Origin of the sequence: Chitinilyticum litopenaei DSM 21440 (assembly GCF_000428145.1) — a bacterium.
Classification (GTDB): Bacteria; Pseudomonadota; Gammaproteobacteria; order Burkholderiales; family Chitinibacteraceae; genus Chitinilyticum; species Chitinilyticum litopenaei.
Genome location: NZ_ATZJ01000001.1, coordinates 269,594 through 282,522 on the forward strand (window position 1 = coordinate 269,594; position 12,929 = coordinate 282,522).

Below are 12,929 nucleotides of genomic sequence, written 5' to 3' on the forward strand. Positions count from 1 at the left end.
ACATGCAAGCCTGGCTGATCGAATTGTGGGCGGCGCCGGCGGCGCTGGGTTTTGCCCTCTTGTTCAATGTACCGCCGCGCGCGCTGCTGGCCTGCGGCGTGCTGGCGATTGCCGGCCATGCCGCGCGCAAGCTGGCGATGGATTTCGGCGGCGCCGACATCGTGTTCGGCACGCTGATCGCCGCCTTGCTGATCGGTTTCGCGGCCGAGTGGTGGGGGCGCCGCCAGCGTGATGTGCCGCTGATGTACGCGATTTCGGCGGCGATCCCGATGATTCCGGGCACCTTCATGTACAAGGCTGTGCAGGGCCTGCTGGGTATCGCCAAGCTGCAAGCCAACGCCGCCGGCGAGGCCATCCTGGTCAGCGCCGGGGTCAACATCGTCAAGGCCAGCATGATCGTGCTGGCGCTGGCCTTCGGCATCGCCGCGCCGCACCTGCTGTGGCCCAAGCACCAGCATCATTGAAGGTGTGAGGTGTGAGGCAGGGCCGGATTGCCTGCTGCGCAAATCAGAAAAGCCGTCAGTTCATGACGGCTTTTTTGCGGGGTATGTCGTTGAAGCTTATTGCTGGAAATGGCTTTGTGGAGATAGGTTGTGGCGTATTTCCACCCCTCACTCAGAACGAGCAGGCCAGCCCGATCGAGTAGCCGTGCACATTGTTGCCGAACATATAGCGCGCGACCAGCCGCGTGCGGGTGATCCAGATGTTGTAGGCACTGGAGTCCAGCTCGATGCCGGCGCCGACCGAAGACAGGTAGTCAAAGCCCAGCACACCGGCCTGGTCGCCGAAGTAGCGCGAATGTGATGCTTCCAGCACATAGCGGAAGGGCTTGCCCAGCAGGCTCCAGTCGCTGATCGGCGCGCGCCAGCGCGCATAGACATTCGCCGTCGACGAATCGGCGCGGCCTGCCATCGATTTGCTGCCGGCGATGGTTTCCAGATGGATGTAGGAGTAGCGGAATTCGAGGTCGATGTCGTGCTCGGGGCTGACCTTTTCGTAATCCAGCATCAGCGCGCCACCCAGGCCGCCGACCGTCATCTGGCCGCCATCCAGAAAATCGGTATTGAGTTCGGTATTCTGGTCCAGCCACCACTTGCCGATGCGCAGGTCGCTGGCGACCGTGCCCAGCGAAATATTCAGAATCGGCCGGATCACCCATTCACCGCTGTCGCTGAGCGGAAAATCCCAGCCTATGCCGCCCTGCAGCGTGCCGGAGTTCCATTTCAGCGGGATTTCGCGCGCATCCTCGCCGCGACTGGCGACAAACACCGGGTCGTAGCGGCTGTAGCCGATGGCGCCTTCCAGATAGATCGGCGTTTCCTTGCTCATCGTCGCGCCGCCGCCGAGCTGGCTCATGTTCAGCGAGGGGTTGCCGCTTTGCGCGTTGCTGATCGACAGCGAGCTCGACGCCAGGTCGGGAATCGCCGAGTAGGACATCAGCGCCAGCACGCCGTCGGCATGTTGGCGCAGGTTCACATCCCGCAGCCGGTAATCGGCGGCCGCGCTGCTGGCGGCCAGCGGGCTCAGCAGGCAGGCCGCCAGCACGGTGCGGGCAGGAAAGAGGGCGGATGCGGGCTGGGCCATGATGCAATTCGGGCGGTCGATCACGGCGGCAAGGATAACACCGCTCAGCTGACGGCATCCTGCGCGCCATCCGGCTCGTTGGCCGCAAGACACACCCGGTTGCGGCCGGCATGCTTGGCCTTGTAGAGCGCCTTGTCCGCACGGTTGAGCAGGGTGTCGATCGGCTCGTCGGGCTGGCGCGCCGCCACGCCCAGGCTCACGGTGAAGCCGAAGGCCGCCTCGCCGCTGCCCAGCGTCTGCTGCGCCACGGCCTGACGCAGCCGTTCGGCGATCAGCGGTGCGGCAACCTGGTCGGTGTCGGGCAGCAGCAGCGCGAATTCCTCGCCGCCCATGCGCGCCAGCACGTCGATATTGCGCAACTGCCCGCGCAGCACATCGGCCAGCCGCACCAGCGCGCGGTCGCCCGCCTCGTGGCCGTGGGTGTCGTTGATGCGCTTGAAGAAATCGATGTCGAGCATCAGCAGCGCCAGCGGCTGGTGGTTGCGCGCGCTGCGTGCGACCTCCTGCGCGGCGCGCTCGAAAAAGGCGCGGCGGTTCATCAGGCCGGTCAGCGGATCGGTGCGCGCGGTGACTTCCAGCTGGGTGATCAGCTCGGTGTTGTCCTGCAGCACGCGCAGCAGCTGGTCATTGGCGCGGCTGAGCGAGGCCGTTACCGATTTTTCCTGGCTCAGGTCGGTGATCAGTTCGAAGAACACCTGTTCCTGCTCGCTGGCGCGGTTCAGCGCAATGATCAGCGAGCGCAGGTGGTAGGGATTGCCATGCGGGTGTGTACCGGAAAACTCGAAGCTGGCCGGATTGCCCTGTTCGGCCAGCGCCAGGTAGTAGCGCAGCTCCATGCCTGCGGGCAGCCAGTGCTGCGGACGGCGCTGGCCGACCAGGGTATCGGGCAGCTGGCCCAGCAGGCGCGCCAGTGAGGCGCTCACATAGGTGATGCGGCCCTGGCGGTCCATCGTGCACAGCAGGGCGTGATCCTGCAGTGCGCGCAGCCAGCTGTTCTGGCGGTTTTCCTGCTCCTTCAGCCGGCGCGCCAGCAGCAGTTCCTGGGAAATGTCCTGCATGAAACCCTGCAGGCCGATCAGCGCGCCGCTGCTGTCGTGCAGGCAGCGGCGCTGACAGCGCAGCCGGCGCAGCGAACCGTCGGGCAGGCAGAGGTCGAATTCGCTTTCGCTGTTGCCTGCGTGCGCCAGCGCCTGCAGGTCGTCGCGCAGCAGGCGCTGCGCATCCCAGGGGGGCAAGAGCGTGGTATCCTGCCGGCCCAGCAGCGCGGCGCCCGACTCTTGTCCCAGCAGGGCCGCCCAGGCCGGGCTGGAGGCGCGATAGCGCAGCTGCAGGTCTTTTTGCCAGGCGGCCAGCGGCAAATCGCCGATCCAGGCGGCCAGCTCGTTTTCGGAAGGCATCCGGTGCTTGTCCATGCGCAGTCCTAGCCGTTCAGTTCCACCACATAGTGGTAGTAATCGCTGCGGAAATAGGAATAGGTCAGCTCGATCAGCTGGCCGCTTTGCATGGCGCTCACCCGGGTCAGGCGCAGCATGGGCTGGCCGACCGGCAGCCCGCAGCGCGCGGCCATGGCGGCATCACAATTGATGGCTGTGATTTCCTCGACGGCGCGCGCCACATGCAGCTGCTGGGCTTCCATGTACTCGTAGAGCGAGGCGCCGACCTGCAGCGGATCGGGCAACAGGCTGTGCGGCAGCGTGGAGCGTTCGTAGCCGATCACGATGTCGTTGGCCGTACGGATGCGTTCCAGTCGCGCAACCTGCTGGCCGGTTTGCAGGTTCAGCCGCCATTGTTCGTCCAGATCGGGGGCGCAGACGCTACGCGCCAGCCAGCGCGAGCCCGGCACGAAACCGCGTGCGCGCAGCATGTCGGAAAGGCTGGCCAGCCGCGACACCGGCTGGTCGATCTTGGGGGTGATCACATCATGGCCGTCGGCATCGCGCATGATCCAGTGATCCGCGCGCAGCTGGTCGAGCGCCATGGCGGCGTCCGCCGTGCTGATGGCCAGCAGCTCGGCAAAGCGCTGCGCCTCGGGCAGCGGTTCACCCGGCTGCCAGTAGCCGGCGCAGACGGCGATGCGCAATTTCTGGAAAAACTGCAGGGCGAGGGATTGCGGCAGTTCGGGGTCGGGATTGAGCGCGAGCAGTTTGCGCTCGGCAGGAGACGAAGCAGTCATGGGCAACAACCGGGCCGGGAAACAATGCTTGCAGGATAGGAGACTGCGGTGACATTTGTTGTAAAGCTGCATGCAAAATCGCTGTTTGTCTGCTTGGCAAGACACTCCGCCGCGCCCGGCCGGCGCCGGACCGGGCGGGTACAATGCCGGCAATCGCAACTGGAGAAACGATCCGATGGCTGTGCGCATCTATCACAATCCGCGCTGCTCGAAGTCGCGCGAAACCCTGGCATTGCTGCAGGAGCAGGGCATTAGCCCCGAAATCATCGATTACCTGAAAACTCCGCCCGATGCGGCCACGCTGCGCGAGCTGCTGGCGCTGCTCGGCATGGGCCCGCGTGAACTGCTGCGCAGCAAGGAAGAGGAGTATCGGGCCCTGGCCCTTGATGCTGATGGGCTGGATGACGATACCCTCATTGCCGCCATGGTTGTCCACCCGCGTCTGATCGAGCGTCCCATCGTCGTGCTGGACGAGCGCGCCGTGCTTGCCCGCCCGCCCGAGCGCGTGCTGGCGCTGCTGGGTGCTGCGGCGTCCTGATCACCGAGAAGCTGCGCGGCCCAGGTTCTGTTGCTGTTCGATAATTTTTCCTGATCAGCAAGACTTCTCAGCAAAACCCAAATCAACCACAGAGAACACCGAGAACACCGAGAACACCCGGAGCACGTCCAGGCAATTCTCAGGGTTTTGCTTCCTCTGTGCCCTCTGTGCCTCTGTGGTTCAATAGGTTTTGTGTTTTGTGTTTTGTGGTTTGCTGAGAAGGGTTTCTAGGCTCTGTTGAGGTTTGATTAGTTTTTACGCCGCCCCGCCAGCTTGCCGGGGCGCCTGGCAACATTTCGCGACACTTTTACCGCAAACGCGCGCTCGCCAACCCTTTGTCATCGCCTTGGCCGATAATCGCGCTGATTTCATTCAGGGAGCTCGCCATGCCCAGTCAAATGCAAGCTTATTCCGTCCGTCTCGAATTCAGCGGCGAAGCGCTGGTGCACGCCAATCTGTCCGGCGCGGCCTTCGTCAATCACGACCTGTGGGTGGCCGGCGACGAGGCTGCCGGGCTGATGCGGCTCTCCAGGCTCGACCCGCTCGCCGGCGAAACACTGCGCTACGGCAATTCGCGCTATTTCGCGCTGGCCGACTACCTGGCGCTGCCCGACGCGGCCGACATCGAGGCCGATCTGGAAGGCATGGCGTTTCATGGCGGCTATCTGTGGCTGGTCGGCTCGCACGGCCTCAAGCGCAAGGCGCCCAAGGCCGGACGCACGATCGCCGAAAATCTCAAGCGGCTCGCCAGCGTGTCGCACGACGGCAACCGCTGCCTCTTGGCGCGCATCCCGGTCGTCGACGGCCCGCACGGCAGCGAGCTGGCGCGCCGCACCGCCGATGGCCGCACGGCGGCCATCCTCAGCGGCAACGACCGCGAAAACGAGCTGACCGCCCGGCTGGCCGACGACGTGCACCTGGGCGCCTATCTGGCGATACCGGGCAAGGACAACGGCTTCGACATCGAAGGGCTGGCCGTGCACGACGACCACCTGCTGCTGGGCCTGCGCGGCCCGGTGCTGCGCGGCTGGTCCGGCCTGCTGGAGGTGCGCCCGCGCGACAAGGACGGCGGCCTGCGTCTGGGCAAGCTCGGCGACAGGCACCGTTACCGCAAGCACTTCCTCAAGCTCAGCGGCCTGGGCGTGCGCGACCTGCTCTGGGATGGCGACGACCTCTTCATCCTCGCCGGGCCGACGATGGTGCTCGACGGCGAAATCCGCGTGTTCCGCTGGGACAACGCCGCCGCCGCGCTGGCCAGCGTACCCGACGATTGCCCGGAAATGCTGTGGGAAGACGGCCCGCGCGAGGTGCTGAGCTTGCCGCACGGCATCGGCACCGACCGCGCCGAGGCCATCGCCCGCCTGCCGCAGACGCTGTTGCCCGGCGCGGCGAAATGGCTGGTGCTCTACGACGCCCCGGCGCCGGCCCGCTGCCCGGCCGAGCACGTGGTGCTGGCCGACCTGCTGCAGCGCGATCCGGTGGTGAAAAAACCGGCGCGCAAACCGGTCAGTGCCTGATATACCCCATTGGTGATGCGGCTGGAGGGTATCTTGAGAAAGGGCTTCAGGCATATACCTGTATTGTCGATCATGCTGATTGCCCCGGCGCTGGCTGCCCCGGCGTCGTGGTGGCTGTGGCAAAGCAGTCGGGACGGCCAGACCTTCTGCGCGCAGACCAGCCCTGGCCCGGGCTGGCAGAAGGCCTCGGGGCCTTACGCCAATGCCCGCTGCGTCAAGGAGTGAGGCGCGGTCGCGAGGCTGTTAAGCCGCCCACTTGCACCGCGCACGGCGCGTAGGCATAGTGCAGGTTTCTTGCAAAACGATGACGGCCCGATGAGCACGCCCCTCCTTCTGCTGCACGCCACCGCCGGTGCCGGCCATACCCGCGCGGCGCAGGCCGTCGCCACCGCGCTCGAGCAGGCCGGCAGCCCCGGCCATCGCGTCGTCGACACGCTGCAATGCACGACGGCGTTTTTCCGCAAGATGTACGCCAAGGCCTATATCGACCTGGTGCAGACCGCGCCGGGGCTGTGGGGCCACCTCTATGAACGCTACGACGTGGTGAAGCCGCCCAGGAGCAAGACCGCGCGCTCGCGGCTGGCCTTCGACAAGGTCAACAGCCGCGCCTTCGGCAAGCTGCTCGCCGAGGCGCGCCCGCAAGCCATCCTGTGCACGCATTTCCTGCCGCTGGAGCTGCTGTCCGACCTCAGGGGGCGCGGCAAGCTCGATACGCCGGTGCACGCGGTGGTCACCGACGTCAGCCCGCACGCCTTCTGGGTTTACCCGCACATCGACGTTTACCACGTGGCCACGCCGGCCGGTGCGCGCGAGCTGGCCCGCAAGGGCATAGACGCGCAGCGCATCCGCGTGTCCGGCATTCCCATCGACCCGATTTTTGCGCAGCAGACGCCGGCAGCCACGCAGCGCGCCGCGCTGGGCCTGCCCGAACGAGCGACCGTGCTGCTGTTGTCCGGCGGCTTCGGCGTCGGCCCCCTGCTGGCCATGCTCGATTCCTTCGGCGCCGATGATGCCGGGCTCAGCGTCGTTGTCGTCGCCGGGCGCAATGCCGAGCTGGAAGCCGCGTGCCGCGCCAGGGCCGCGACGATGGCGACGCCGGTGACCGTCTATGGTTTTGTCAGCAATATCCACGAGCTGATGGACGCCGCCGACCTTGTCGTCACCAAGCCGGGCGGGCTGACCACCAACGAGATTCTCGCCAAGGGCAAGCCGATGGCGCTGGTCGCGCCGATTCCGGGGCAGGAGCAGCGCAACTGCGAATACCTGCTCGAAGAGGGGGCCGCGGTGCGGCTCTACGACGCCGGCGACGCCGCGTGGTTTTTCCGCACCCTGCTCGACGATCACGCCAGAATGGCCGCGATGCGCGCCGCCTGTGCGCGCATCGCCAGGCCGCAGGCCGCCGCCGACATTGCCGCTGCGCTGCTGGCCGCCTTGCGGATGCTGCCGGCATGAGGGCTTGCGCGATTGCCCTGCTGCTGGCCTGCGGCCTGGCACAGGCAGCCGGGCAGAACATCGTTGACGATGGCTGGGCCACCGCGGCCGGCTACTGGTTTTCCGGGCGGCTGACCGGGGACAATCATCAGCCGGCCAAGGCCGATTCCGGCAAGCTCGATACGCTGTACCGCAGCACGCGGCTGCTGTTCGCCAGCAGCGCCGAGGGCGAGGTGGGCTGGTCAGTCGGTGCGCTGGCCTGGAGCAGCCGGGCCGACGATCACGGCTACTGGGCGCTGGCGGCGAACCAGAAGCTCGCGCTGGCTCCGGGCTGGCACGAGATCGGCAGCAGCGTGCCGCCCAGCAGCAAGGCGGGCCTTTTGGTGCACGACGCGCGCAACCGCTACGGGCTGATTTCCGACCTTGACGACACCATCGTCGTCAGCGACGTGCCGAACAAATTGCGCTTGCTGAAGAACAGCCTCAGCGTGCCGCCCGAATCGCGCGAGGCCGTCGCCGGCATGGCCGGGCTGTACGCGCGGCTGGCTGCCGGCAATCCGAACCCGGAAGCGACGCCGCTGTTCTATCTGTCCGCGTCGCCGAAACAGCTCACCGACGGCATTCGCCGTTTCCTGGCCAAGAACCGCTTCCCGCGCGGCGTGCTGCTGCTGAAGGAAGTCGGCCACGAAAGTCGTGACCCGCTGAGCGACCAGGAAGCCTACAAGCTCGACCGCCTGCGCGCCATCTTCCGGGCCTTTCCAGACGTGCGTTTCGATCTGTTCGGCGACGACGGCGAGCGCGATCCGGAAATTTACGCGGCCATGCAGCGCGAATTCCCGCAGCAGGTCGGCAAGGTCTGGATCCGCCGCGTTAGCCCCGACCCGCAGCGCGCCCGCTACCCCGGCCAGCAGGACACGGCCGCCTTGCTGGCTGGCAAGCGGCCTGCCGCTGAGTGATGCCGGATCCGGCCGGAGGCCCGCAGGGGGCGTGAATGCCGGCTGGGCGCCTTGCTTCAGGCCAAAAACAGCACAAACGGGCAGCGCAAACAAAACGTCAACAGAGCCTAATGCTCCAGAAACGAATACGGCTGAAACTTCTGCTGCAGGTATTGGCCGTGGCTGAGCAGGCGGTCGGCATCCTGGCTGAAGATGCCGACGGAGATTTCCGCCAGTTCGTCCTGCAGCAGCGCCAGCTGCTCGTCGAGCAAATGGGCTGCGGTTTTGCCGTCACGCAGCGGGTGCTGGCTGGCAAAGCGCGGCGGCAGGGCGAGGTAATTGTGCAGGGTGGCCGGCAGATCGCGGGTGACGGCGTTGCTCAGTTCCAGCGCGGCAGTGCCGGCCTGCGGCATGGCCTGCAGGCGTGGCGCCAGTTCATGCAGCTGGGCACGGATGGCTTCCAGCCGCGCCATCGCCGGCCCGGGCAAGCGGGAGGCGCATTCGCGGCACAGCACATCCATCGCCTCATCCGGCGGCAAACCCTGCAGCCGTGCCGGCAGCGGCAGGGTCGCCCGTGGCAGCAGCAGCCAGCCGGACAGGTAGGCGCCGAGCGTCAGCGGCAACCACCAGTTGCGGACCACGCCGGCAAAGAACAAGGCCAGCACGCACAAGGCGGCGATGCTGCCCGCAATGTTGCGCGGGCTGTAAAGGAAGAGCATCAGCCTGGGCATCAGCCTCATTGGTAGCCCCGGATTTCCTTGAATGCCGCCTGCAGACCGTGCTTGTTGGCATCAAAAACGCGTCCGCCCGTCGGTTGGGTCAGTGCATCCAGCTCCTCGCTGCGCGCCTCGCCGTAGCGCACGGCAAAAATGCGGATGCGCTGCCGTTCCGGGGGCAGGGCGGCAAACCAGGCAAGGAATTCTTTGGCGCTGAGCCCCTCGTTATTTTTGCCGTCGGTCATCAAAAGCAGGGTGTAGGTCCGGTCGGGGTCGCGATGCTGGCGCACTAGCGCCGCCTCGTAAGCGGCCTTGGCCGCCGTATAGATGGCCGTGCCGCCGGTGGTCTGCAACTGGCCGGCATAGTCGGAAAAGGCCTGCAGCTGCCGGTCATTGCGCTGGCGATCCTTGCCCAGCTCCCACACTTGCTGGTCTTCGACGTGATCGGAAAAACGCACGAGGGCAATGCGTTCACGATCACGCAGCCGGGCATAGCGGCCGGTCAGGCTGCTGTCGGCGCCCGCCAGTCCCTGCAGCGACTTGCGCAGCTGCTCGATGCGTTCACCCTGCATCGAGCCGCTGACATCGACGATAAAGGTGGAGTCCGCCGGGCGGCGCACGGCATGCAGATAGGCATCAAGCAGCCCGTCGATCACTTCCAGCCTGGCGGGAAACGCCAGCTCGAAATAATCCGTCTTGCTGCCGGCGGCCTGGACCTCGGGATGCACCGGCTGGCGATAGGTGCTGGCCGTCATGGCCTGCTGGAATTCCTTGCCGCGCAGGTAGGCCACCAGCCTGTCATAGTCGGCGCGCCGCTCTTCGCGCAGCAGCATGAAGGGGTAATCCGCCGTGATGACGCCGTCCTTCGGATAGACCAGGGTCAGCGGCTCGCTCAGTTTGGGCGCCAGCGCCTGCAGTACCGAGGCGTAATTGACCAGCCCGTCCAGCCGTGCTTCCTCGCGCACATAGGTATCGGCCAGCCAGCCCGAGGAGCCGGCGGTGACGGTTTGCGCCCTGGCAAAGCGGGCCTGGGCGGCAAAGTCGATATCGGCCAGTTCGAGCGCTTCGCCCTTGCCGGCCAGCGCGCTGGCCAGCCCCAGTACGGCGGCAAAACCGGTGTTGGAGCTGGCCGGGCTGGTCATCGCCAGCCGCAGCCTGCCTTCGCCGCAGGCTCGCGCAATATCGGCCCAGCTGGGCGGCCGCGCCGCGTCGGCCCAGCCAAGCGTGCGGGCGACCGAGGTTTTGATGCCGATGACGACCGGAGACAGCATCGTGCGCTCGCTGGCGCGGATTCTGGCCTTGGCCGCTGGGGTAAGCAGCGCATACTTGTTGCTGGCCAGCCAGGCGAAATCATAGGCTTGCCCTTCATCCTGCAGCCGTTCGACCGCATCGAGCGTGCCGGCATAGTGCAGCTTCAGGCGGATGCCGGTCGCGGCTTCGATCTGCGGCAGCAGGGGCTCGATGTCCTTCAGTTCCGAGCCGGCCAGTACGGTGAGTTCGGCCGCGGCGGCGGCTTCCTGTGCCGCCTCCTTGCCATCCTTGCAAGCGCTCAGCAGCAAAACACCCGCCAGGGCCAGTACGCCCAGCCATTTACGCATAACGATGTCCTCAGAGCCTGACCGGGCCGGCCAGGTCGTTGCCGGCGGCCAGTGTCTGGCGCACCGCCTCGCCGCGCGCACGATCCACATAGACCTGGGCGCGGTCGATTTCCTGGCGGATCAGCTCATTGTTCTTGCCCATGACGCTGATCGCCTCGGAACGGAACTTGTCCATCGCATCCATCGCACTGAAGGTCTGGTCGAACATGGCCTGCAGGCTTTCGATGCCGATCAGCGGGTTGCTGGCAAATTCGCCGGTTTTCTGCACATGCGTATTGAGCGCCCGCCCGCTCTGGTCGATCAGCTCGCTGATGGTGCCCGAGACGCCCTGCAGCATGTTCATTACTTCGATCTGGTTGCCGGTGGCGCGTGCGACAGTCGTCGCAACCGCCAGCGCCGACATGCCGGTGGTGGCGACGCGGCTGCAGCCATTGGCCATTTCGCGGCCGGTTTTTTTCAGCACCTCCAGCGCCAGATAGCCGTTCACCGTCACGGCCATCTGCGTCTGCATGTCGGTCAGGTTCTGCCGGGCATAGAACAGCACTTCCTGCTCCAGCGCCCGGGCGCGTTGCGCATCGCTGGCCTGCAGCGTGCTCACCTGAGTGGCGATGCGCGTGTCCAGCTCGCGCGCGAAGTGGATGGCGGCGTTGAGCTTTTGCATGGCCTCCCACAGCTTTTGCTTGACCAGTTCGATTTCGGCCACGTCTTTCTGCATGTCGTCACGGGCGGCATGCACCTGCTGCAGCGCCGTGCCCAGCTGGCTGCTGGCCGACTGGAATTTGCGGAAATAGGCTTTCAGCTTGTTGCCGAAGGGAATCAGGCCAAGCAGCTTATTCTCGGACAGCAGATCGCCCTGCTTGCCCGGATTCAGCTCGTCGAGCTGGCTGCGCAGCTGGTTGATGGCCTTGAAGGCCGGGCTGTTTTCCACGCCAACGAAATTGCGCTCCATGAAACGGCCCGTCATCAGATTGGCCGACTGGGCGATTTCCTCGCGGCCAAGGTGGAAGGCTGCATCGAGGCGCTGGCGAAAGCCATCGCTGCTCACGTCTTCGGTCAGCAGGCTATCGACAAAGCGGCCGACCTGCTCCTCGACGCGTGCTTTCAGCTCGGCCGGCAGGGGCGCCATTTCCGGCGCACGTTCGGCCGGCACCGCCGCGATCAGCTCGGGCGGGGTCAGCACCAGCGGTTCCGGGGCCTTCAGGGGCGCCATGGTGGAAGCATTCGTCATTGCCCTGTTCCTTGCTCAAGTTCGAAATAGTGGGGTATGGCCATATGACCATTGCTGGTATTGGGTTGTGGTCGTATATCAGTCAGGGTATTGGCTGGCGCTTATTGCAACCCCTGCGCGATGCCATCAATCAGCTTTTCCATGGCCGCAAAACCGGGCGGATCAATCACATCGACCAGTGTGGCCGGCGCCTGCAGTTTTTTCTGCTGCATGAACGCGGTGAAATGCTGCGGAGATGCGCCCCGGTAACCATATTCCGCGGCGAGGCGCTGCAACTCGGCATCGTGCTGCAGCGCCTCGCCCACGCGGCTGCCGGCTTCGCTGAATGGCACCAGAACGTGCTTGGTGAACACGGTTGGCAGCGGGTAGAGCAGCACCATGTCCGGATTCGGCTGCGGCAGGCGTGACTGGTATTCGAGGAATTGCGATTCATACACCATCACCAGTGGCGCCTTGCCCATTCCCATGCCGGTGTAATCGTCAAAAGGCCCGGCGGAGCTGGCTTCCTGGAAGCCCTGCTTCAGAAACAGCGGGGTCAGGGCGGGCAGCAGGCGGGCAATGTCGTCATCGGCATGCACGACATTGCCGTCATTGAGCACATAGCTCGCCAGCGCGAGGTACATGGCGGCGGAATTCGACTTGCGCACATCGGTGGACGAAATCAGTACCGCGCGGCCGCTGTCATACACCGTGTTGCCGTGCAGCTCGCGCCAGCGCGTACCACTGCCGATCAGCCCCAGCAGTCGCTGCATGTCGATGATGAAGTAGCTGTTGTCACGCCTGGCCACCAGCTTGTTGGCTTCCAGCACCGGCAGCAGCTTTTGCCAGGATGCCACCGCCATCGGCGTAAAAAAGGGCGTGTAGGTCTTCTGCGCGCGCGCGACCTGCTGCAGCTGCAAAGCGGCCGGGCTGCCGGCCGGGTGGCCAAAGTCGAAACGCTTCAGTTCGGGGTGCGCGGCCATTTCCCGCGAACCGGCCTTCTGCACGTCCACCTGCAGGCCGAGGCGGGCAAAGGCGGCGACCACGCGCGGGTCGCGATAGAAGGTTTCCTTTTCCGAGCCGATCAGCCCGCGCACTTGGGTGAGCGCCGGTCCGGCGGCGGCCTCTTCGGCGCGTTTGTCAAAGGCCGACAGCAGAATGCCCGCCACCACCGCTACCCCGAGGATCAGCGCCAGGACGGGGCCCATGTATCGTTTCAATCTGCCCTTC

The 12,929-nt window shown here is 65.6% G+C and carries 13 protein-coding genes; 6 read left to right on the plus strand and 7 right to left on the minus strand.

The features are described from left to right. Positions 1-2: 2 nt before the first annotated feature. The gene (locus C515_RS0101340; protein ID WP_028454057.1) at positions 3-464 is read left to right on the plus strand and encodes a threonine/serine exporter family protein; all 462 of its coding nucleotides are present in this window, start codon (positions 3-5) and stop codon (positions 462-464) included. 151 nt (positions 465-615) lie between these two features. Here C515_RS0101340 and C515_RS0101345 read toward each other — a convergent pair whose 3' ends face one another. Genes C515_RS0101345 through C515_RS0101355 form a run of 3 tightly spaced genes read right to left on the minus strand, consistent with a single transcriptional unit; the run spans position 616 to position 3,757 of the window. Further along, positions 616-1,584: an autotransporter domain-containing protein gene (locus C515_RS0101345; RefSeq protein WP_051304533.1), complete on the minus strand. Its 969-nt coding sequence runs from the start codon at positions 1,582-1,584 to the stop codon at positions 616-618. 44 nt (positions 1,585-1,628) lie between these two features. Then, a complete protein-coding gene (locus tag C515_RS22135; protein WP_051304498.1) occupies positions 1,629-2,996 on the minus strand; it encodes a GGDEF domain-containing protein in 1,368 nt (455 codons plus the stop codon). Between the two features lie 8 nt (positions 2,997-3,004). Beyond that, positions 3,005-3,757, minus strand: a complete 753-nt coding sequence (locus C515_RS0101355) for a GntR family transcriptional regulator (protein WP_028454059.1) — start codon at positions 3,755-3,757, stop codon at positions 3,005-3,007. A gap of 175 nt (positions 3,758-3,932) precedes the next feature. Here C515_RS0101355 and arsC point away from each other — a divergent pair, with 175 nt between their 5' ends. The 5 genes from arsC (at position 3,933) to C515_RS22145 (ending at position 8,199) form a co-directional block, all read left to right on the plus strand. Further along, positions 3,933-4,295 (plus strand): arsenate reductase (glutaredoxin), encoded by a 363-nt coding sequence (gene arsC, locus C515_RS0101360; RefSeq protein WP_028454060.1) that lies wholly within the window; start codon positions 3,933-3,935, stop codon positions 4,293-4,295. Positions 4,296-4,681: 386 nt separating this feature from the next. Further along, the gene (locus C515_RS0101365) at positions 4,682-5,812 is read left to right on the plus strand and encodes a DUF3616 domain-containing protein (RefSeq protein ID WP_028454061.1); all 1,131 of its coding nucleotides are present in this window, start codon (positions 4,682-4,684) and stop codon (positions 5,810-5,812) included. 72 nt (positions 5,813-5,884) lie between these two features. Beyond that, positions 5,885-6,037, plus strand: a complete 153-nt coding sequence (locus C515_RS24250; protein WP_169719571.1) for a hypothetical protein — start codon at positions 5,885-5,887, stop codon at positions 6,035-6,037. A gap of 90 nt (positions 6,038-6,127) precedes the next feature. Further along, positions 6,128-7,264: an MGDG synthase family glycosyltransferase gene (locus C515_RS0101375; protein ID WP_028454062.1), complete on the plus strand. Its 1,137-nt coding sequence runs from the start codon at positions 6,128-6,130 to the stop codon at positions 7,262-7,264. Further along, on the plus strand, positions 7,261-8,199 hold the full coding sequence (locus C515_RS22145; RefSeq protein WP_028454063.1) for a phosphatase domain-containing protein: 939 nt from the start codon (positions 7,261-7,263) through the stop codon (positions 8,197-8,199). The genes C515_RS0101375 and C515_RS22145 overlap by 4 nt, the downstream gene beginning before the upstream one ends. Before the next feature lie 107 nt (positions 8,200-8,306). On the opposite strand, the gene C515_RS22150 is transcribed toward C515_RS22145, so the two are convergent. The 4 genes from C515_RS22150 to C515_RS0101400 all read right to left on the minus strand — a co-directional run bounded on the left by C515_RS22150 (position 8,307) and on the right by C515_RS0101400 (position 12,907). Next, a complete protein-coding gene (locus tag C515_RS22150) occupies positions 8,307-8,918 on the minus strand; it encodes a hypothetical protein (RefSeq protein ID WP_051304500.1) in 612 nt (203 codons plus the stop codon). Then, entirely contained in the window at positions 8,915-10,492 is a 1,578-nt protein-coding gene (locus C515_RS0101390; protein ID WP_028454064.1) for a substrate-binding and VWA domain-containing protein, read from the minus strand. The genes C515_RS22150 and C515_RS0101390 overlap by 4 nt, the downstream gene beginning before the upstream one ends. A gap of 10 nt (positions 10,493-10,502) precedes the next feature. Continuing rightward, positions 10,503-11,720, minus strand: a complete 1,218-nt coding sequence (locus tag C515_RS0101395) for a toxic anion resistance protein (RefSeq protein WP_211233954.1) — start codon at positions 11,718-11,720, stop codon at positions 10,503-10,505. Between the two features lie 101 nt (positions 11,721-11,821). Continuing rightward, positions 11,822-12,907, minus strand: a complete 1,086-nt coding sequence (locus tag C515_RS0101400; protein WP_043647618.1) for a hypothetical protein — start codon at positions 12,905-12,907, stop codon at positions 11,822-11,824. Between the last annotated feature and the right edge of the window lie 22 nt (positions 12,908-12,929).

Excerpts from the sequence above, each read along its gene's own strand:
- C515_RS0101340 (WP_028454057.1), top strand. The coding sequence starts at position 3 with ATGCAAGCCTGGCTGATCGAATTGTGGGCGGCGCCGGCGGCGCTGGGT.
- C515_RS0101345 (WP_051304533.1), bottom strand. The coding sequence starts at position 1,584 with ATGGCCCAGCCCGCATCCGCCCTCTTTCCTGCCCGCACCGTGCTGGCG.
- C515_RS22135 (WP_051304498.1), bottom strand. The coding sequence starts at position 2,996 with ATGGACAAGCACCGGATGCCTTCCGAAAACGAGCTGGCCGCCTGGATC.
- C515_RS0101355 (WP_028454059.1), bottom strand. The coding sequence starts at position 3,757 with ATGACTGCTTCGTCTCCTGCCGAGCGCAAACTGCTCGCGCTCAATCCC.
- arsC (WP_028454060.1), top strand. The coding sequence starts at position 3,933 with ATGGCTGTGCGCATCTATCACAATCCGCGCTGCTCGAAGTCGCGCGAA.
- C515_RS0101365 (WP_028454061.1), top strand. The coding sequence starts at position 4,682 with ATGCCCAGTCAAATGCAAGCTTATTCCGTCCGTCTCGAATTCAGCGGC.
- C515_RS24250 (WP_169719571.1), top strand. The coding sequence starts at position 5,885 with ATGCTGATTGCCCCGGCGCTGGCTGCCCCGGCGTCGTGGTGGCTGTGG.
- C515_RS0101375 (WP_028454062.1), top strand. The coding sequence starts at position 6,128 with ATGAGCACGCCCCTCCTTCTGCTGCACGCCACCGCCGGTGCCGGCCAT.
- C515_RS22145 (WP_028454063.1), top strand. The coding sequence starts at position 7,261 with ATGAGGGCTTGCGCGATTGCCCTGCTGCTGGCCTGCGGCCTGGCACAG.
- C515_RS22150 (WP_051304500.1), bottom strand. The coding sequence starts at position 8,918 with ATGAGGCTGATGCCCAGGCTGATGCTCTTCCTTTACAGCCCGCGCAAC.
- C515_RS0101390 (WP_028454064.1), bottom strand. The coding sequence starts at position 10,492 with ATGCGTAAATGGCTGGGCGTACTGGCCCTGGCGGGTGTTTTGCTGCTG.
- C515_RS0101395 (WP_211233954.1), bottom strand. The coding sequence starts at position 11,720 with ATGACGAATGCTTCCACCATGGCGCCCCTGAAGGCCCCGGAACCGCTG.
- C515_RS0101400 (WP_043647618.1), bottom strand. The coding sequence starts at position 12,907 with ATGGGCCCCGTCCTGGCGCTGATCCTCGGGGTAGCGGTGGTGGCGGGC.